The organism is Blautia coccoides (assembly GCF_034355335.1).
In the GTDB taxonomy this organism is placed as follows: Bacteria; Bacillota; Clostridia; order Lachnospirales; family Lachnospiraceae; genus Blautia; species Blautia producta.
The window spans coordinates 4103617-4121244 of sequence record NZ_CP136422.1 but is presented as its reverse complement, the minus strand read 5'-3'; the positions used below and the strand labels follow the sequence as shown (position 1 = coordinate 4121244).

Genomic DNA, 17628 nt, shown 5'->3' with positions numbered 1-17628 from the left:
AGGAAAGGAGGGCTTTGAATGGAAGTGGTGAAAATCGTCATGCTGGGCATGACAGGAGTGGTGCTGGCACTGTTTTTAAAAGAGACAAAGCCAGAATACTCTCTGTATCTGAGCCTGGCAGTGGGAATCTGCATCTTTACCTTCATGGCGCAGAAGCTCTCCTACCTGCTGGACTCCGTACTGAAGATTCAGGAGTATGTGCCTGTGGACACAAAATATCTGACCATACTGCTGAAAATGATCGGAGCTGCCTATATCGGCCAGTTCTCTGCCAGCATCTGCAAAGATGCGGGATATGGGGCGATCGGGAACCAGATTGAGATATTTGTCAAGCTTTACATCATGGTATTGTCCATGCCGGTGCTTCTGGCACTTATGGAGGCCATCTACGGGTTTTTGGTATGAAAGGGGGGATCGGAAAAAGAGTCAGGGCAGCAGGGTGTGTGCTGGCAGTGCTGTTTCTGGTATTGTCTGCTGCAGTGGAGGTGAAAGCCTCTTTTTTTTCGGCAAACGCAGGACAAGAAGTCCTGAAAAACCAGCCGCAGGGGACAGCCTCACAGGATGAACAGCCAAAAGAGGAAGAGGATGAAAATGCAGCAGACAAAGGAAATAGGGATGAGACGGATCATACAAAAACGGCGGAAAATGAAGCGACAGAAAATGAAGAGGAAGTCCGCCGGGACGCCCAGAGCGCCACAGAGGAGAAGCTCATGGATGACATGGAGCTGGAGCAGATGCAGGATGCCGTCAACGAACTTCTGGGAGAAGAGAGCTTCAGCCTGGAGGATGCCCTGCACAAGATCTTAAGCGGAGAGAAGCTGTTCTCAAAAGAATATTTTATCTCTCTTGCAAAGAATCTGCTGTACAGCAATCTGGCGGCTGAGAGGGATACCATGATCCATGTGGTGCTGCTGGTGCTGCTGGCAGCGCTTTTTTCCAACTTTTCCAATGTGTTTAACAACGGCCAGATGGGGGAGATCAGTTTTTATATTGTATACATGCTTCTTCTTGTATCTTTGGTGCATTCCTTCGGTACACTCAGCATAGAGATAAGTGAGGGGCTGACAGGCTTTGTCACTTTTATGAAGGCATTGATGCCCTCCTACTTCCTGGCAGTCACTGCGGCCACGGGGAGTGCCACAGCTATGGTATTCTATGAGATCGTCCTGGTGTTGGTCTATGTGGTACAGGTTGTCTTTTTAAAAGGTGTCCTGCCGGGTATCCATATATACGTACTGCTGCAGCTTGTGAATTATCTGCACAGTGAGGACTTTCTTTCAAAAATGGCGGAACTTGTGAGGACTGTGGTGGAATGGGCCATGCGGACCTGCATTGCTGTTGTGATCGGAATGCAGATCATCCAGAACATGATAGGCCCTGCCATAGACACTCTCAAGCGGGATGTGATCGGCAAGACGGCGGCGGCCATCCCCGGCATCGGAAATGCCATAAACGGCGTGACAGAGGTAGCCCTCGGAACCGCTGTTCTGGTGAGGAACGGGCTGGGGGTGATCGGGATCATAGTCATTCTGTGTGTGGGCCTTCCGCCTGTCATCCGGCTGGGCATGACAACCCTGCTCTACAAACTGCTGGCCGCTGTGGTACAGCCCATATCTGACAAAAGAATGGTGGGAGCCTTGGCTACCATCGGAGACGGGTGTATGCTCCTGTTAAAGGTACTGCTCACAATGGAACTGCTGTTTTTGATCACCATTGCAGTGCTCACCATTTCTTTTATCGGGCATTAGCCGGAACAAGCCGGGGAGGAGGCAGGTAATATGACAGAGACACTTTACGGCTGGATGCGGAACCTGGCGTGTTACTTCATATTTTTATCCGCGGTGATGCATTTTCTGCCGGACAACAATTATAAAAAGTACATTCAGTTTTATATGGGACTGCTTCTGATACTCCTTCTGCTCTCGCCTGTCCTGGATTTTCTTCACCTGGAAAATAAGATTGATGCAGGGGTGAACCGATATGTGGAAGAGGAGGAGCGGGACAGGGAGGAATGGGAAAACTACGCGCGGGAAATAGAGGAAGAATACGGATGGAACAAGAAAGGTGAGAACACCGGGGAGACGGAGCAGCAGGAGGAAGACACCCTGCAGGAAGGAGCGGTGGAACCATGAAGCTAATTCCGGAAATGCTGAAAAAAGAGCAGATCGTGGTAGTGCTGCTGGCAGGCATCCTGCTGCTTATCATTGCCATGCCTGTGAAGAAAAAAGACACTGAGGAACAGACCGTGCAGAGCGCCCCGGCAAGTGAGACCAGTCAGAAGACCAATTATGAGGACCGGCTCCAGCAGCGGCTGAAAGAGGTGCTGGCTGAGGTGAAGGGAATCGGGAAGACGGATGTTTTCGTCACATTTGAGGATACAGGGGAGAGGGTGGTGGAAAAAGACGGCACGGACACGGTATATTCCAAGGATTCCAAAGGCAACCAGGAGCCATATTTGTCAAATGAGCGCTATCCCAAAATCAGCGGCGTTGTGGTTGTGGCGGAGGGAGGAGAAGATCCCCACGTAATTCAGAATATTCAGGAGGCAGTGCAGGCATTATTTCAGGTGGAAGCCCATAAAATTAAAGTAATGAAGATGGTGACTGGCCGCTGACGCCCAAAAACGGTCAGGCCGGACAGTTGCTAAAATGAATTAAAGGAGTAGCTCGCATGAAAAAAATCTTTAAGAAGAATCAGGTCATTATCACCGCGCTGGCAATCATGATTGCGGTTGCCGGGTACATCAATTATTCAGATAACCATCTGGGAATTGACAAGACACTGAAGAAAGCCAGCACAAGTACAGCGGATGATAAGAGCAAAGAGACAGCGGACGCAGACGGGATCGTGGAGGATATCGACAGCCTGGATTATGACTTAACAGACGAGTCCGCTTTACTTGAAGAGAATGCAGCGGCTGAAAACGGAGACACAAATACGCAGGACCAGAACGCGGCCCAGGATCAGAGTTCCTCATCCACAGACGGCACCACTACAGGGGAGGACGGAAACACTACGGACAACAATGCAGACAGCAAAGACGCATCCGCTGAGACACCGGGTGAGGCAGTGCTGACAGGGGCATCCAACTTTGTGGCACAGGCAAAGGTGAGCAGAGAACAGGTGCGTTCTGCCAACAAAGAGACCCTTCTTGAGATCATCAACAATGAAAATATCGGAGACGAGCAGAAACAGGAAGCCATTGCCTCCATGGTGAGGATGACAGACTTAGCAGAGCAGGAGGAAGCTGCGGAACTGCTTCTGGACGCAAAAGGATTTGAGAACGTGGTGGTGAATCTGACAAACGATTCCGCCGATGTGATCGTTCCCCAGGAGTACATGGCAGATGACAAGCGTGCCCAGATCGAGGACATCGTGAAACGGAAAACAAGCGTTCCGGTAGAGAATATTGTGATCACGCCAATGGATGACGGCTCCTCTGACGGGGAATGAGGAAGTCAGGAGAAAGTTTAAGAAGTCCTTGACACCATATTCCCGGTATACTAAAATGTTTTAAGCGTGTTAAAAGAATAAGGAGGTCCCTCAAGTGGCTGACTATACGAAAGAAATTACGAAAAGACGTACATTTGCGATCATATCCCATCCCGATGCCGGTAAAACGACCCTGACGGAAAAGTTCCTTCTATACGGAGGCGCCATCAATCTGGCGGGAAGTGTCAAGGGCAAGGCGACATCACGCCATGCGGTTTCCGACTGGATGGAAATTGAAAAAGAGAGAGGTATTTCTGTTACTTCCTCTGTGCTGCAGTTTAACTATGATGGTTATTGCATTAACATATTGGATACTCCGGGACATCAGGATTTCTCGGAAGACACATATCGTACCCTGATGGCAGCAGATTCTGCGGTCATGGTCATTGATGCCTCAAAAGGTGTGGAGGCACAGACCAGAAAGCTTTTTAAAGTCTGTGCCATGCGCCATATTCCTATTTTTACCTTTATCAACAAGCTGGATCGGGATGCCAACGATACCTTTGATCTGCTGGACGACATTGAGAAGGAACTGGGGATACCAACCTGCCCCATCAACTGGCCCATTGGTTCCGGCAAGAAGTTCAGAGGTGTGTATGACAGAGATACCAGGAAGGTGCTCACCTTCTCTGATACCATGAAAGGCACAAAAGAAGGTGCCCAGGAAGAAATCGGTGTGGACGAACCACGGCTTGACGAGGTGGTGGATGCGGAACAGAAGGAACAGCTTCTGGAAGAAATCGAACTGCTGGATGGTGCAAGTGCGGAATTTGACCAGGAGCTGGTCAACCAGGGAAGATTATCTCCCGTATTTTTCGGCTCCGCCCTCACCAACTTTGGTGTAGAGACATTTCTGGAGCATTTCCTGAAAATGACATCCTCACCTCTTCCAAGGACTGCGGATATTGGTGTCATTGACCCCATGAAGGAAGACTTCTCTGCCTTTGTTTTTAAGATCCAGGCAAATATGAACAAAAACCACAGGGACAGAATTGCGTTTATGCGTATCTGTTCCGGAAAATTTGACGCTTCCCAGGAAGTATTCCATGTCCAGGGAAATAAAAAGATGCGTCTGTCCCAGCCCCAGCAGATGATGGCATCAGACCGGCATGTGGTGGAGGAAGCCTACGCAGGTGACATTATCGGCGTCTTTGATCCGGGGATTTTTGCCATTGGCGATACTGTTTGCTCGCCGGGAAAAAAATATGCCTATGAGGGTATCCCCACCTTTGCGCCGGAGCATTTTGCAAGAGTTCGTCTTATGGACAGCATGAAGAGAAAACAGTTTGTCAAGGGCGTGAACCAGATCGCCCAGGAAGGTGCGATCCAGATTTTCCAGGAATTTATGGGAGGTATGGAGGAGATTATTGTGGGAGTTGTAGGTGTCCTGCAGTTTGATGTGCTGAAATACAGGCTGGAAAATGAGTATAATGTGGAGATACGCCTGGAGAGCCTGCCGTACGAACATATCCGCTGGATCGCCAACAAGGAATCGGTGGATATAGAAAAGCTGACAGGAACCTCAGACATGAAGAAAGTAAAAGATATGAGAGGAAATCCGTTGCTTCTGTTTGTCAATGCCTGGAGTGTTGGCATGACACTGGACAGAAACGAAGGTCTGGAGCTTGCGGAATTCAGCAGAAACTGATCATAAAGTTTGTATTGAAAAAAGAGTCCGGCGGGACTCTTTTTTAATTGCCTGTTTTCAAAGGTGTAAAAATACAGTATAATAATAAGGCAGCAGATCTGCTGTCGCTATTATATTTCGCCGGGAGTTTAATACCGGTGTGATATAAAAAGAACAGCAGGGTTTCGTCAAACAGGGAGGGGAGTGCACAAAGCGGGGAGTTATAAAATGGAATACCAAATAATTTACGGTAAAAGAACCACACTGGGGATCCAGATCACACCGGAAGGGAATGTGGTGGTCAGGGCACCGGAGCATTATCCCAAGCGGAAGATCAAGCAGTTTGTACGAATGAAAAAAGAATGGATACATAAAAAAGCAGAGGGCAGGAAGACAGATGCATGGTATATCAATGCCCTGCCATATCAGAAAGAGGAAAAGGCACAGTACCTGGATTCTGCTCTGGAAATCTTCGCCGTGAAGGCAGATTACTATGCGGCACTCATGGGGATTCCCTATGAACAGATCCAGGTCATGGAAAAATACGGACAGTGGGGAAGATGTACAAAAGACGGCAGGCTCTTTTTTAACTGGAGACTGATACTGGCACCGGAGGAGGTGCTGGATTATGTGGTCATCTCCACACTGGCCCGCGTGAAAAACTATCCTTTTTTGTCCGGCAGACTGGTGGAACAGGTTATGCCGGACTACCAGGTTTGGAAGCAATGGCTGAAGGAGCGCTCCATTTTGTTATGGAGCCGTGAGTGAGCCGTATATCCATGAGATCAAACCCTGCACATATCTTAGTAATTATTATCTTAATAGTTATCTGCTGAAAAGTGGAGGCAAAGCTGTCATAGAGCTTTGCCTCCACTGCTGTTTTACGGAGAACTTCTATTTTTTCTGTCTGGCGTGGAGGGAATGGATATCTATCCATTAAATTGCATGAAAATACATTTTATTGACGTTACGAAAATAATATTTTGAAATACAAACTAATAAATGCAGAATTAACAGAAAAATATAATGAAAATAAGCAAATTGCATTGACTATATTTAGCGGAATCTCTATAATAAAAGTGACAGTGCAGCGTGATAACAGGAGGTGAGAAGGCGTATGGGAGAAGCAAAGATCATTGCCGTAGCAGGAAAAGGAGGTGTGGGAAAGACATCGGTTTCCGCCATGATCGTCCGTATTCTGACACGGAAGTATCCGGATGCCAGGATACTGGCCATTGACGCGGACCCGGCTGTAGGACTTGCCACAGCACTGGGGGTTACTGTGGAGAGAACCATGGATGATATACGAAAGGCAATTGTTGAAAATGTACAGAAAGGTCAGAAAAAGGAGGCTGTGGAATGTCTGGGAGAGGCCAGAAATTTAATGTTTGATGCTCTGGAGGAGCAGGAGGGCTTTGCATTTCTGGCCATCGGTCGACCGGAGGCCGCAGGGTGCTACTGTGCGGTAAATGCGTATCTGAAAGAAGTCATCACCACAATGGCAGAGCAGTTTGACTTTGTGGTGATCGACGGTGAGGCGGGCATTGAACAGATCAACCGCCGTGTCATGGAGCGTGTGACCCATCTGATCCTGATCACAGACCCAAGCCAGAAAGGGCTGCAGGTGGTGAAAACCATAAAGAAGGTGGCAGATGAACTGGTTATGTATGAAGCCTGCGGTGTGCTGGTAAACCGTCTGCCGGATGTGAAAATGCTTAAGTTCCTGGATCTTGAGGAGATACCGTTTCTGGGAGCCGTGGGACAGGACAGCAGCCTTACGGAGTTTGATTTAAAGGGGGAGAATATTTTAAACCTGCCTGACAGTTCCCTGCTGGCAGCAGGTGTGAAGGAGGCACTTGAAAAACTGCATATTGTATGAGGAGGTGTGAACCGGGTGAAAGATTTAAAGCATTTGTTTTACTTTGAAAATCTGCTCCAGGAGGCAAACAATGAACTGGTGCAGCAGGCAAAAAAGGAGGGCAGACTGGCCATCGGATATACCTGTTTCCATATGCCGGAGGTTCTGTTAAATGTGGACCGCTGTTTTTCTCTCAGGATGAGAGCGCCCAGGACAGGTTCCCTGGAGATTGCCACATATTACATGTCAAACTACACCTGTGAGTATTGCCGTGCCCTTTTGGAGCGGGCAGTGGAGGGCGGATACAATTTCCTGGACGGCATCGCGGCGGTGGACGCCTGCGCTCAGATGAACCGTTCCATGGAGAATATTCTGGTGCAGAAGCTGATACCGGGTGACAAATTCTTTATGTCCCATGTGGATGTGCCCTATAAGGTGACAGAACACGGAGTGGAGCACCAGGCAGAACAGATCCGGACAAAAGTGTTCCGAAAGCTGGAGGAAAATTATGGAGTGGATACCTCGGATGAATCCATAAAAAAAGCCGTGGAAGAGCACAATGAGATCTGCCGTATCATTACAGAGATCGGGGAATACCGCAAGAGGGAAAATCCGCCAGTCACTGGTTACGAGTTCCATATCCTGAACCTGATCACATATGTCTGTCCGAAATATCTGATCCTGGACAGACTCCGTGAGACCCTGGAGGAGATACGGACCAGGGAACCGGATGAAAAAAAGAACTACAGGGCCAGAGTTGTCATTGCCGGAAGTGAGATTGACGATCCTGAATTTACAAAGCTGGTGGAGGAGGCAGGTGCCCTTGTGGTGGCAGACCGCTTCTGTTTCGGCTCCTTTCCGGGAAGACAGGAGATTCAGCTTGGGGAGGAAAAAGATGTATTAAAGGCTGTGTGCCGCAGATATATGGAGGACAGCCAGTGTGCCCGCTATATGAGCCATGAGAAGATCCAGGAAAGGCGGGATTTTGTGAGAAAGCTCTATGAGGATTACCATGCGGACGGCATCATCTATGAACAGTTAAAATTCTGCGACTACTGGGGCTATGAGAGGGCTTTGGTCAGCCATATCATGCAGGAGGAATATAAACTTCCGGTGCTGTCTGTGGACAGGCCTTACAGGGCAGGTTCCTCCGGACAGATGCGTACCAGGATACAGGCTTTTGTGGAACGGATGGAGATCAAGAAGATCCAGAACCGGAGAGGAGGCAGCCTCCATGGATAGAAAAATCGAAGAACTGCTGAAAAAAGGAAAAGAAATGAAAACGCAGGGACAGAAGGTCCTGAAAAAAGAGAAGAAAACCATCACCAGAGCCATTCATGCCTGGAAGGATATGGACCATCACAAGGGTGACGTCCATACCGGTGAGCTGACCACAGCATTCAGGGAGTGGAGAGGGGTAAAGGACACTGCCTACGACTTTGCAAAATGGCTGCAGGTGTGGGGGGATATGAGCCTCATGATCATGAAAAATCCAGTAGGCTCTGTAAAAGGGCTGTGGAAATACAGATGGTTCAGTTCCTATCTGCAGACGCCCATGTTTATTGATGCCCAGCTCGTAGGGCTTAGGGGGCCGCAGCTTCGCATCGCCAGGGAGCATATGAGGATGATCGTCCAGTTCTGTACCCGCCTGCTGGAAAATACCTTCAAGGCAGACGAGAATCTGAACGGGCCAAATGCCCTGAGTGACAAGATTGTACTTTTTGATGAGATGATGCCCATACATATCATGGCGGGCTTCCCCAATCTCATTGGCATGCCCTCCCAGATGGCACCTGTATACATCACTTCCCTTCTGGACCAGCAGATGCAGGTTCATTATCTGGATGAGACGGAAAACTACGGGCTTCCGGCAGATATCTGCCCTCTTCCCTCAGCGGAGGCCGGGTGCGGGATCGCGGGGGATTACCCCATATTTGGCAAATGCTATATAACCAGCAGTATGCCCTGCGACGGAAGTGTTATGACAAATATATTCCAGGACAGATATTTTAAGCTTCCCACTTATCCCCTGACGCTTCCGGTGCGTTACCTGGATGAACAGGCAGTGGACTACGCGGTGGAAGAGATCAAGGGAATGATCCATTTTATCGAGGAAAACACAGGGGAGACATTTGACTGGGATGCTTATTTTGAGGCCATGGAAAGGTACAATAAGGAGACAGAATATGAGCAGGAGAAGTGGGATGTGAATCAGACGGAATATCCTCAGATCACAGGTTCTATCCTGGCTGTTTACCGGGAACTCAGCTACATGGCAGACGCGGGCCGGGATCCCAGATTCCTGAAAACAGATGAGAGAGTGAACAAGATCATGATGAAGGCCTACAGGGAGAAGAGACCCTGTGCAAAAGAGATGCGGCACCGGGCTGTGGTATGGTCTTGTCCTGCTCACTATTATGCCAACTTCGGCAATTGGGCACAGCAGTGCTGGGGCATTAACGTGCTCATTGATATGGAGAGCATGATGTCCATGAAGTTTATTGATACAGAGGACAAAGAGGAGTCCTTAAAGGATATTGCGTGGACGTATGAGCGCATGGCCATGAGGAAGCATACCAACGGCGGCTATGCCAATGTGCTGGATGAGCTTTGGAAGGTCTGCGAGGAATTCCACGCGGATATGGTCCTTATGTACAGCCACATTTCCTGCAAGACCATGGCAGGGCTTCAGGGATTGTTTGACGACCAGGCAAGGGAACGGGGAATCCGTTTTATCTGGGTGGAACACGATCTGATGGACCCCAGAACGGTCTCTAGGCGCCATATGAGAGAATCTGTGAACCGTTATATGCGCACAGTCATGCATGAGGAACCCGTGGACCCGTCACTGGAAGATTTTGATGATGAGAAGGAATGGTAGATACCCGGGAAAAGGAGGTTGCAGGCAATGAAAAAATATTATGGAGGATGTGACGTTGGCTCCACCTATACCAAGTGTGTGATCCTGGATGAAGATGGAAACATAGCTGCCCACACAACGATAAAAAGTAAGATCAATCCATCGGAAAGCTCTGTGATCGCTATGGATGAAACCGTGAAACAGGTAGAAGAGCTGGACAGTCCCAAGGATCTGGCTTATCTGATCGGAACCGGCTACGGCAGAAATAAAGTGCCTTTTGCAGATGAAAACATTTCAGAGATAAGCTGTCATGCCATGGGGGTCCATGTGACGAACCCGAAGGTGAGCGCCATCATTGATATCGGCGGACAGGATGTGAAGGGCATCGCCATAGACACAGACGGAACGGTGAAAAACTTTGCCATGAATGACAAGTGTGCTGCCGGTACGGGAAGATTTTTTGAGACCATGGCAAATGCCTTTGAAATGTCACTGGAGGATTTTTCAAACCTGTCTTTAAGCGCCAAAAATGTCATTCCCATCACTGCCCAGTGCACAGTATTTGCGGAGAGTGAAGTGATCACACTGGTGGGTGAGGGAAAGGCCAGGGATGAGATTGCTGCGGGGATTGAGCTGGCCGTGGCTAAGAGATGCTTTGTCATGGCAAAGAAGGCCGGGGTCACGGACAGGATCACCCTGACCGGGGGCTGTGCCAAGAATGCAGGGCTTAAAAAGGCCATTGAGCATGTCCTGAAGGTGAAAGTCATAGATCTGGATGTGGATCCGCAGCTAATGGGCGCTCTGGGGGCAGCGGAATATGCCCGTCAGAAGGGAAGAAGATAAAGGAGGGATCTCTATGAAGAAAGAGAAGCACGGATGCATCCTGAAAAAGATACTGGCAGTAAGCGGAATCGCAGCCGTTTTGTTATTCATCATTTATATCTTTAATCTGGATGTGAAGCTTATTGGATTTGTCTACAAGCTGCTGGGAAAACATTATGATGATATGGACAGGGAGAGAAAACTTTAATGAACATACAGGACCAGATCATACGGGATACCCGTTCTCTGATTAAGAATATCCCGCCGGTCTGTTTTCCCTATGACTCCCAAAACTGCGCGCCAGCCCGGAAGGACAGCCAGGTGCTGCTTTTGAAAGAGACGGCATTTGAGCTTGGAGGCAGAGAGAGAAAAAGTGCGGCGTACACCTGCGTCTCCTCAGCTCCGGGTATCGTGGGGGAGAATGCCACTCTGCTTTACGGGCCGGATCTGGGGCAGATCAAAGGCCCTCTCTCCTATGCCAGGATCACATTTGCAGAGACAGAAGACATTGGGGAAGACGACAGGGCATATCACATCTGCAAGGATATAGACCTGATAAAATACAGCGTCTTCCCGGAAGGATTTATGGTGAGGGCTTCCTCCATGGAAGCGCGGGAGCAGGTGCGGGTAGGAAAAAAGGCTGTGAAGGATGGACTGTCCTTTGCGCAGATAGGAAATCTGTTTATCAGGAAATATTTGGAATATCCTAAAGTGAGAGCTGTGCAGGTTCTTTTCATAACCGGGGAGACTGCAGATTTCAAAGGGCTTGGCCGGCTGGCAGAGAAAAATAAAATGATAACAAAGGCACTGAATAAAATCATGGAAAAGGCAGACAAGGAGTGCAGCACCTGTGGATTAAAGGAAATCTGTGATGAGGTGGAAGGACTTCGGAAGATGCATTTTCAGAACAGAAAGAGGTGACACGTTTGAAAACAGATAAGATCGTTCAGAAGCTGGTAGACAGCTACGGGAGCTGGGTGCAGGAGGAAAAAGAAAACTGTCCCGGTCATTGTGCTGTCATGAGTAAAGAGCTTTACCCCTATGACGCAATTTTTTCACCTATTCGGGTCAACCGCATCACACTGAAAAACAGGGTGGTCATGGCACCTATGGGAAACCTGAACATGTGTGAGGAGAACGGGCGGCCCAGTGACAAGATGCTCCAGTATTTCTTTGCCAGGGCAAAAGGCGGCACCGGTCTTCTCACAACAGGACTGATCCCCATCAGCCACGGTATTGACAATACAGTGACAGAGCCGGGGAAGTTGAGTTTTTTCCCGAGGATCGACAGAAGCCGGACTGTTTTTTCGGGATGGAGGGATCTGGCACAGGGTGTCCATGCGTACGGAAGCCGCATTTTCATCCAGCTCACCCCGGGACTCGGAAGAGTGGGACCGCCTCAGTGTGTCATCAATGAGATGAAGCTCCCCTGTTCGGCATCCCTGAATCCCAACTTTTACATCCCGGAGCTTCCCTGTCTGCCGCTTACGGATCTGGCCCTTCACAAGATCATAAAAAATGGTGGACAGGCGGCATCCGACGCAAAGACGGCAGGCCTTGATGGTGTCTATCTGCACGGGCATGAGGGATATCTGCTGGACCAGCTCACGAACCCGGCCTTCAACAGAAGAAAAGCGGGAAGATACGCCTACTGGCAAAACTTTGGCCTGGACTTGGTACGGGAGATCAGAAAGCGGGTGGGGGACAGCTATCCCATCATGTACAGGATCGATCTGTCCCTGGCTCTCAATGAGACCTACAAAGAGCGGATGGAGAGTGTGAGATCCCTGAAGAAATTTACAAACGGCAGAACCATCTATGACACCCTGCGCTATATGGAAAACCTGGTAAAAGCAGGCGTAGATATGTTTGATGTGGATCTGGGCTGCTATGATAACTGGTGGCTGCCTCATCCCCCGGCAGGTATGCCGGCAGGCTGCTTCCTGGATATTTCCAGGATCGCAAAGAAATATTTCAAGACCAGGGAAGTAAAGACCAATGCCGGTCTGGAAGTGCCTGTTGTGGCGGTGGGCAAACTGGGATATCCGGATTTGGCGGAGAAGGCCATAAGAGACGGTATGTGTGATCTTGTCATGCTGGGCCGGCCCCTTCTGGCTGACCCGGACTGGTGCAGAAAGGCATATGCCGGAGAGGTGGAGAGAATCCGTCCCTGCATCGGATGCCAGGAGGGCTGTATCAACGAGTTTGTGGAGGGCGGCCATCCTCAATGCGCAGTGAACCCCAGAACCGGGTTTGAGGATGTGATCCCCGAGACACTGCCGAGAGCGGAGAACACAAAGAAGATCGCAGTTGTGGGAGCTGGTCCCTCAGGCATGCAGTTTGCCCTGACCGCTTCTGCCCGGGGACATCAGGTGACACTGATTGAGCGGGAAAAAATACTCGGCGGCAAGGTGGTACCCGGCAGCAGACCAAAGATCAAATTTGATTTTAAGAATTATCTGGAGTACCTCATAAGAGAGGTACATCTGGCAGAGGAAAAAGGCGGTCTTACCGTGTGCACCGGTGTAGAGGCAGACACCCAATGGCTGAAAGAGCAAAACTTTGATGCCATTGTCTATAATATCGGAACCACCAGTGTAGTACCCAAAATCCCAGGTGTGGACCAGGCAGACTGGGTACAGGCCACAGACCTTCTCTGCGAGCCGGAGAAACTGGGAAAAGCAAAGAAAACCGTAGTCATCGGCGGCGGCGTTGTAGGATGCGAGACAGCATACTGGCTCAAATACGAAAAAGGATGCGACGTGACAGTGGTGGAGATGTTGCCCTACATTATGAGCGGCGCCTGCACAGCCAACCGATACCATTTGATCCACTACATGGAAAAAGCCGGTGTACAGCTTCTAAACTGCGCAAAAGTGACAGGCTTTACAAAAGGCAGTGTCCAGATCGAAAAAAACATTTCAAAAGGCGTACCGGACCCCTACAACACCTGGCAGCCCCAACTGCCTGAGAACATAGCCAACCCCCTGGCCAAAAAGATCGGACCCGAGACAGAAAACCAGGAACTTCCCGCCGATCTGGTAATATTCGCCATGGGCGGAAGACCGGATGAAAGCCTATACCTGGAAGGCCTAAGACTACATGCAGCCAAAGAACTCTACAACATCGGTGACAGCTTCTCTGGCGGAAGAGTACTTGAAGCATCCCGCGCTGCATACCGTTTGGCAAGGGGAATTTAAGCGGTAATATTTTGGCAGGAGGGACGGGATGGCGGGGGAGGCTGGTGTCCTCTTATGGCAGCCAGCTTCGTTCCCCTTCAACTAATCACTAACTTCGACTAAGACGCTCAGTAAAGACTTCGCGCCAAGTCTCCGTAAGTGATGGATTTTCAGGCTCACTGACGCAATGTCTGCCATAAGAGGACACCAGCCTTCCCCGCCATCCCTGGTTTTCCTTGCCGAAAGGTGATGAAAGAACAAGAAAGCCAGACAGTTGTGAACAGCCAAATATCCCACAAACTGTGACGCACAGCTTGCCAAAAGTAATTTCCATCCTCTTCCGTCCGCCTTCATCCACCCTCCGTCCGCCCTCACCAAAAAAAAATCTCTTTTAATTTCCGCAGGAATTTGGTATAATAACAACCAGGAGATTTTCCTATAGGAGGTTGAAACTATGGCGGAAGACAGAAATACGTATAAGATACATGATAACGGTTCCCTGGGTGAAGTGCAGATTGCTGACGAAGTAGTCGCCATCATTGCGGGACTGGCTGCTACAGAGGTTGACGGTGTCGGCTCCATGGCAGGGAATATCACCAATGAACTGGTAGGCAAACTGGGCATGAAGAATCTTTCCAAGGGCGTCAAAGTGGACGTGCTTGAGGATGTTGTATGTGTAGATTTGGCTCTGAATATTGAGTATGGTTTCAATATCCTGGAAACCAGCAAAAAAGTGCAGGAGCGTGTAAAGTCTGCAATTGAAAATATGACAGGTCTGAACGTTTCCGATGTAAATGTGCGGATTGCCAGTGTGGAGATGGAAAAGACCAAATAAGGTGAAAGCCGTTAAGTACCCTGACAAGTGAAGCACAGCATTTTAGAAAAGAAAAATGAAAAGGTGTCTTTTACAAAAAGGGCACCTTTTCTTTATAGAGGCCCCGTAACTGTTTCATACCTTTACAGTTATGAGGAACTGCATCAATTACGAGGATTGCATCAATTACAAACACAAACGGAGGATTACCATGGGTAGAAGAGAAATGAGGGAGCATATTTTCAAGCTCCTGTTTTTGAGAGAATTTAATCAGTCGGAGGAGATGCCTGAGCAGATTCGGATGTATTTTGAATCACTGGAGGAACTGGCCCCCATGAATGAGGCCTATATGCAGAACAAATACGAAAAGATTCTGGAGCGTCTTGCCGAGATTGACGGTATTTTGAATCAGTCATCCTCCGGATGGAAAGTGAGCCGTATGAGTAAGGTAGATGTAAATATTCTGCGACTTGCTGTTTATGAGATGAAATATGATGAGGACGTGCCTGTAAAGGTGGCGATCAATGAGGCGGTGGAGCTGGCCAAAAAATTCGGCGGTGATGATTCCTCTTCATTTGTCAATGGTATTTTAGGAAAGATCGCCAAGGAGCTGTCATGAACAGTGTCTACTCTGTAGGACAGGTGAACACCTACATTAAAAATATGTTCACACAGGATTTCCTTTTAAATAAGATCTATATAAAAGGGGAAGTATCCAATTGTAAATACCACACCTCCGGTCATATATACTTTTCCCTGAAGGATGAGACAGGAGCCATGGCCTGCGTGATGTTTGCAGGGTCCAGAAAAGGCCTGGCGTTTCAGATGAAAAACGGGGACAAGGTGATCGTGGGCGGCAGTGTGAATGTATACGAAAGAGACGGAAAATATCAGCTCTACGCAAAAGAGATCACCCTGGAAGGGGCAGGACTTTTATACGAGCGCTACCTGGCTCTGAAGCGTGAACTGGAAGAGATGGGCATGTTTGTCCAGGATTATAAGCAGCCCATACCAAAGCACATCCGAACTCTGGGGGTGGTCACAGCGCCCACAGGAGCAGCTGTGCAGGATATCAGGAATGTGGCCGGCAGAAGAAATCCATACGTGCAGATCATCCTCTACCCTGCCCTTGTACAGGGGGAAGGCGCAAAGGAGAGCATTGTAAAGGGAATCCAAATGCTGGATGACTACGGGGTGGATGTGATGATCGTGGGAAGAGGCGGAGGCTCCATTGAGGACTTGTGGGCCTTTAACGAGGAGGAAGTGGCGAGGGCCATTTTCAACTGTAAGACGCCAGTGATCTCAGCCGTGGGACATGAGACGGACACCACCATCGCAGATCTTGTGGCGGATCTGCGGGCACCTACGCCATCTGCGGCGGCAGAGCTGGCAGTGGGCGATGTGCGTATGCTTTTTAAGACATTTGAAGACTACAGGGCAAAGCTTTCAAGGAGTGTGGAGAACAGAGTTCTGCTTCTTGGCCAGCATCTTCGTCTGTATCAGAATAAGCTCCGGTTCTTAAGTCCGGAGAATCAGATACGGGAAAAACGCCGGTATCTGATGGATTTGGAGGACAAGATGGAGGCAGCCATGAAGAATCAGATTTATATGGCGAGAAGAAGCCTGGACATCTACATTGAGAGGATGAAAGGACTGTCACCTCTTGAAAAGCTGAATCAGGGATTTTCCTATGTGGAGAATACAGAACACCACGCAGTGACCAGCATAGAGCAGGTAAAGGCCGACGATACTCTGTATATCCAGGTAAGCGACGGCTGTATCGCCGCGGATGTTTCCTATACGCAGGCTTTAGGCAGAGGCAGACAAACCGGTTTTGAGGAGGTGTGATATTTGGCGGCAAAAAAAGAAGCAGAAGAAAAGACCATAGAAGAATCCCTAAAAGAACTGGATAGCATTGTGGAGAAACTGGAGAGCAGGGAGATTTCCCTGGAAGACTCCTTTACCATGTACCAGCAGGGCATGGAGCTTTTGAAGCAGTGCAGCAATAAAATCGATACTGTGGAAAAAAAGATGCTCAAGATGAATGAGAATGGTGAGTTAAGTGAATTTTAAAGAAGAGTTACAGAAGAGAACAGATTTGGCGGAAAAGGTCATCAGAAAATATCTGCCCCAGGAGTCAGGATTTTCAAAAAATATGGCAGAGGCTGTGAACTACAGTATGCTGGCAGGGGGAAAGCGTCTGCGCCCCGTTTTTATGTATGAGACGTACCGTATGCTGGGAGGCAGTAAAGAACTGGTGGAGCCGTTTATGGCAGCCATGGAGATGGTGCATACACACTCCCTGATCCACGATGACCTTCCGGCTCTTGACAATGACCAGTACCGCAGGGGAAGGAAGACAACACATGTGGTCTACGGGGAATCGGCGGCCATACTGGCAGGGGATGCCCTGCTGAATTATGCCTATGAGACAGCGTTTACCGCTTTTGATATGGATTGTGCATGGGAAGAGTCCATGCAGATGAGGATTGCCAAGGCCCTTAAGATCCTGGGCAGGAAAACCGGCATTCACGGAATGCTGGGAGGCCAGGGCGTGGACGTGGAAAACGACGGAAAACCCCTCTCCAGGGAAATGCTCGACTATATTTATGAGAATAAGACATCGGCCCTCATCGAATGCGCCATGATGATTGGCGCTGTGCTGGCAGGGGCATCGAAAGAGGAGACAGGAAAAATTGAACAGGCGGCAAGCCGTATCGGTATTGCTTTCCAGATCCAGGACGATATCCTGGATGTGACAGGCAGCACCAAGGAGCTTGGAAAAGCCGTGGGCAGCGACGAGAAAAACCATAAAACCACATATGTGACCCTGGAAGGAATTGAAAAAGCGGGAGAGAAGGTCAGGATTCTGACAGATGAAGCCATTGGGCTTTTGCAGGAGCTTCCCGGAGAAAAAGAGTTTCTCACAGAATTGCTGATCTCACTTTGCACCCGCAGAAAATAGAGGTGCAGTAA

20 protein-coding genes and 1 pseudogene are annotated in these 17628 nt (G+C 49.1%); 20 read left to right on the top strand and 1 reads right to left on the bottom strand.

Annotated features, from left to right (window positions below; all coding sequences use genetic code 11):
* The first annotated feature begins 18 nt into the window (after positions 1 to 18).
* From BLCOC_RS18545 to BLCOC_RS18480, 14 genes are all read left to right on the top strand, one after another.
* The gene (locus tag BLCOC_RS18545) at positions 19 to 405 is read left to right on the top strand and encodes a stage III sporulation AC/AD family protein (protein ID WP_018596529.1); all 387 of its coding nucleotides are present in this window, start codon (positions 19 to 21) and stop codon (positions 403 to 405) included.
* Positions 402 to 1748, top strand: a complete 1347-nt coding sequence (locus BLCOC_RS18540; protein ID WP_115623013.1) for a stage III sporulation protein AE — start codon at positions 402 to 404, stop codon at positions 1746 to 1748. Before BLCOC_RS18545 ends, BLCOC_RS18540 begins: the two co-directional genes overlap by 4 nt.
* A gap of 30 nt (positions 1749 to 1778) precedes the next feature.
* Positions 1779 to 2132, top strand: a complete 354-nt coding sequence (locus BLCOC_RS18535; protein ID WP_115623012.1) for a stage III sporulation protein AF — start codon at positions 1779 to 1781, stop codon at positions 2130 to 2132.
* Complete coding sequence (locus tag BLCOC_RS18530) at positions 2129 to 2614, top strand: hypothetical protein (RefSeq protein WP_018596526.1); 486 nt, start codon at positions 2129 to 2131, stop codon at positions 2612 to 2614. Before BLCOC_RS18535 ends, BLCOC_RS18530 begins: the two co-directional genes overlap by 4 nt.
* 56 nt (positions 2615 to 2670) lie before the next feature.
* Complete coding sequence (locus BLCOC_RS18525; RefSeq protein ID WP_029468487.1) at positions 2671 to 3453, top strand: SpoIIIAH-like family protein; 783 nt, start codon at positions 2671 to 2673, stop codon at positions 3451 to 3453.
* A gap of 94 nt (positions 3454 to 3547) precedes the next feature.
* Positions 3548 to 5140, top strand: coding sequence for a peptide chain release factor 3 (locus tag BLCOC_RS18520; protein WP_029468488.1), 1593 nt, complete (start codon positions 3548 to 3550; stop codon positions 5138 to 5140).
* A 207-nt stretch (positions 5141 to 5347) separates the two neighbouring features.
* Positions 5348 to 5887, top strand: a complete 540-nt coding sequence (locus BLCOC_RS18515) for a M48 family metallopeptidase (RefSeq protein WP_018596523.1) — start codon at positions 5348 to 5350, stop codon at positions 5885 to 5887.
* Positions 5888 to 6236: 349 nt separating this feature from the next.
* Complete coding sequence (locus BLCOC_RS18510) at positions 6237 to 6998, top strand: ATP-binding protein (protein ID WP_029468490.1); 762 nt, start codon at positions 6237 to 6239, stop codon at positions 6996 to 6998.
* Between the two features lie 15 nt (positions 6999 to 7013).
* Entirely contained in the window at positions 7014 to 8219 is a 1206-nt protein-coding gene (locus tag BLCOC_RS18505) for a 2-hydroxyacyl-CoA dehydratase family protein (RefSeq protein WP_115623011.1), read from the top strand.
* Positions 8212 to 9858: a 2-hydroxyacyl-CoA dehydratase family protein gene (locus tag BLCOC_RS18500; RefSeq protein WP_115623010.1), complete on the top strand. Its 1647-nt coding sequence runs from the start codon at positions 8212 to 8214 to the stop codon at positions 9856 to 9858. Before BLCOC_RS18505 ends, BLCOC_RS18500 begins: the two co-directional genes overlap by 8 nt.
* A 27-nt stretch (positions 9859 to 9885) precedes the next feature.
* Positions 9886 to 10680 carry an acyl-CoA dehydratase activase gene (locus BLCOC_RS18495; protein WP_115623009.1) on the top strand — a complete coding sequence of 265 codons (795 nt, stop codon included), beginning with the start codon at positions 9886 to 9888 and terminating at the stop codon, positions 10678 to 10680.
* 13 nt (positions 10681 to 10693) lie between these two features.
* The gene (locus BLCOC_RS18490) at positions 10694 to 10867 is read left to right on the top strand and encodes a hypothetical protein (protein ID WP_155857203.1); all 174 of its coding nucleotides are present in this window, start codon (positions 10694 to 10696) and stop codon (positions 10865 to 10867) included.
* Positions 10867 to 11580, top strand: coding sequence for a hypothetical protein (locus BLCOC_RS18485; RefSeq protein WP_115623008.1), 714 nt, complete (start codon positions 10867 to 10869; stop codon positions 11578 to 11580). The genes BLCOC_RS18490 and BLCOC_RS18485 overlap by 1 nt, the downstream gene beginning before the upstream one ends.
* Positions 11581 to 11585: 5 nt before the next feature.
* Positions 11586 to 13859: an oxidoreductase gene (locus tag BLCOC_RS18480; RefSeq protein WP_029468495.1), complete on the top strand. Its 2274-nt coding sequence runs from the start codon at positions 11586 to 11588 to the stop codon at positions 13857 to 13859.
* Between the two features lie 81 nt (positions 13860 to 13940).
* Here the strand turns inward: BLCOC_RS18480 and BLCOC_RS18475 are convergent, their stop codons facing one another.
* Entirely contained in the window at positions 13941 to 14192 is a 252-nt protein-coding gene (locus BLCOC_RS18475) for a hypothetical protein (protein WP_131918259.1), read from the bottom strand.
* On the opposite strand from BLCOC_RS18475, the pseudogene BLCOC_RS27810 reads away from it, so the two are divergent.
* The 6 genes and pseudogenes from BLCOC_RS27810 to BLCOC_RS18450 form a co-directional block, all read left to right on the top strand.
* Positions 14143 to 14280: pseudogene (locus BLCOC_RS27810) on the top strand (hypothetical protein); the annotation flags it as partial. The gene BLCOC_RS18475 and the pseudogene BLCOC_RS27810 sit on opposite strands and share 50 nt — an antisense overlap.
* 12 nt (positions 14281 to 14292) lie before the next feature.
* Positions 14293 to 14673, top strand: coding sequence for an Asp23/Gls24 family envelope stress response protein (locus BLCOC_RS18470; RefSeq protein ID WP_018596515.1), 381 nt, complete (start codon positions 14293 to 14295; stop codon positions 14671 to 14673).
* A gap of 190 nt (positions 14674 to 14863) precedes the next feature.
* Complete coding sequence (gene nusB, locus BLCOC_RS18465; RefSeq protein WP_029468496.1) at positions 14864 to 15271, top strand: transcription antitermination factor NusB; 408 nt, start codon at positions 14864 to 14866, stop codon at positions 15269 to 15271.
* Positions 15268 to 16500 carry an exodeoxyribonuclease VII large subunit gene (gene xseA, locus BLCOC_RS18460; RefSeq protein WP_115623006.1) on the top strand — a complete coding sequence of 411 codons (1233 nt, stop codon included), beginning with the start codon at positions 15268 to 15270 and terminating at the stop codon, positions 16498 to 16500. Before nusB ends, xseA begins: the two co-directional genes overlap by 4 nt.
* A 3-nt stretch (positions 16501 to 16503) precedes the next feature.
* Entirely contained in the window at positions 16504 to 16725 is a 222-nt protein-coding gene (gene xseB, locus BLCOC_RS18455) for an exodeoxyribonuclease VII small subunit (protein WP_115623005.1), read from the top strand.
* Complete coding sequence (locus BLCOC_RS18450; protein WP_115623004.1) at positions 16715 to 17617, top strand: polyprenyl synthetase family protein; 903 nt, start codon at positions 16715 to 16717, stop codon at positions 17615 to 17617. The genes xseB and BLCOC_RS18450 overlap by 11 nt, the downstream gene beginning before the upstream one ends.
* The last annotated feature ends 11 nt before the right edge of the window (positions 17618 to 17628 follow it).

Excerpts from the sequence above, each read along its gene's own strand:
- BLCOC_RS18515 (WP_018596523.1), top strand. The coding sequence starts at position 5,348 with ATGGAATACCAAATAATTTACGGTAAAAGAACCACACTGGGGATCCAG.
- BLCOC_RS18540 (WP_115623013.1), top strand. The coding sequence starts at position 402 with ATGAAAGGGGGGATCGGAAAAAGAGTCAGGGCAGCAGGGTGTGTGCTG.
- BLCOC_RS18490 (WP_155857203.1), top strand. The coding sequence starts at position 10,694 with ATGAAGAAAGAGAAGCACGGATGCATCCTGAAAAAGATACTGGCAGTA.
- BLCOC_RS18535 (WP_115623012.1), top strand. The coding sequence starts at position 1,779 with ATGACAGAGACACTTTACGGCTGGATGCGGAACCTGGCGTGTTACTTC.
- xseA (WP_115623006.1), top strand. The coding sequence starts at position 15,268 with ATGAACAGTGTCTACTCTGTAGGACAGGTGAACACCTACATTAAAAAT.
- BLCOC_RS18485 (WP_115623008.1), top strand. The coding sequence starts at position 10,867 with ATGAACATACAGGACCAGATCATACGGGATACCCGTTCTCTGATTAAG.
- BLCOC_RS18495 (WP_115623009.1), top strand. The coding sequence starts at position 9,886 with ATGAAAAAATATTATGGAGGATGTGACGTTGGCTCCACCTATACCAAG.
- BLCOC_RS18530 (WP_018596526.1), top strand. The coding sequence starts at position 2,129 with ATGAAGCTAATTCCGGAAATGCTGAAAAAAGAGCAGATCGTGGTAGTG.
- BLCOC_RS18500 (WP_115623010.1), top strand. The coding sequence starts at position 8,212 with ATGGATAGAAAAATCGAAGAACTGCTGAAAAAAGGAAAAGAAATGAAA.
- nusB (WP_029468496.1), top strand. The coding sequence starts at position 14,864 with ATGGGTAGAAGAGAAATGAGGGAGCATATTTTCAAGCTCCTGTTTTTG.
- BLCOC_RS18475 (WP_131918259.1), bottom strand. The coding sequence starts at position 14,192 with ATGAAGGCGGACGGAAGAGGATGGAAATTACTTTTGGCAAGCTGTGCG.
- BLCOC_RS18525 (WP_029468487.1), top strand. The coding sequence starts at position 2,671 with ATGAAAAAAATCTTTAAGAAGAATCAGGTCATTATCACCGCGCTGGCA.
- BLCOC_RS18510 (WP_029468490.1), top strand. The coding sequence starts at position 6,237 with ATGGGAGAAGCAAAGATCATTGCCGTAGCAGGAAAAGGAGGTGTGGGA.
- BLCOC_RS18545 (WP_018596529.1), top strand. The coding sequence starts at position 19 with ATGGAAGTGGTGAAAATCGTCATGCTGGGCATGACAGGAGTGGTGCTG.
- BLCOC_RS18470 (WP_018596515.1), top strand. The coding sequence starts at position 14,293 with ATGGCGGAAGACAGAAATACGTATAAGATACATGATAACGGTTCCCTG.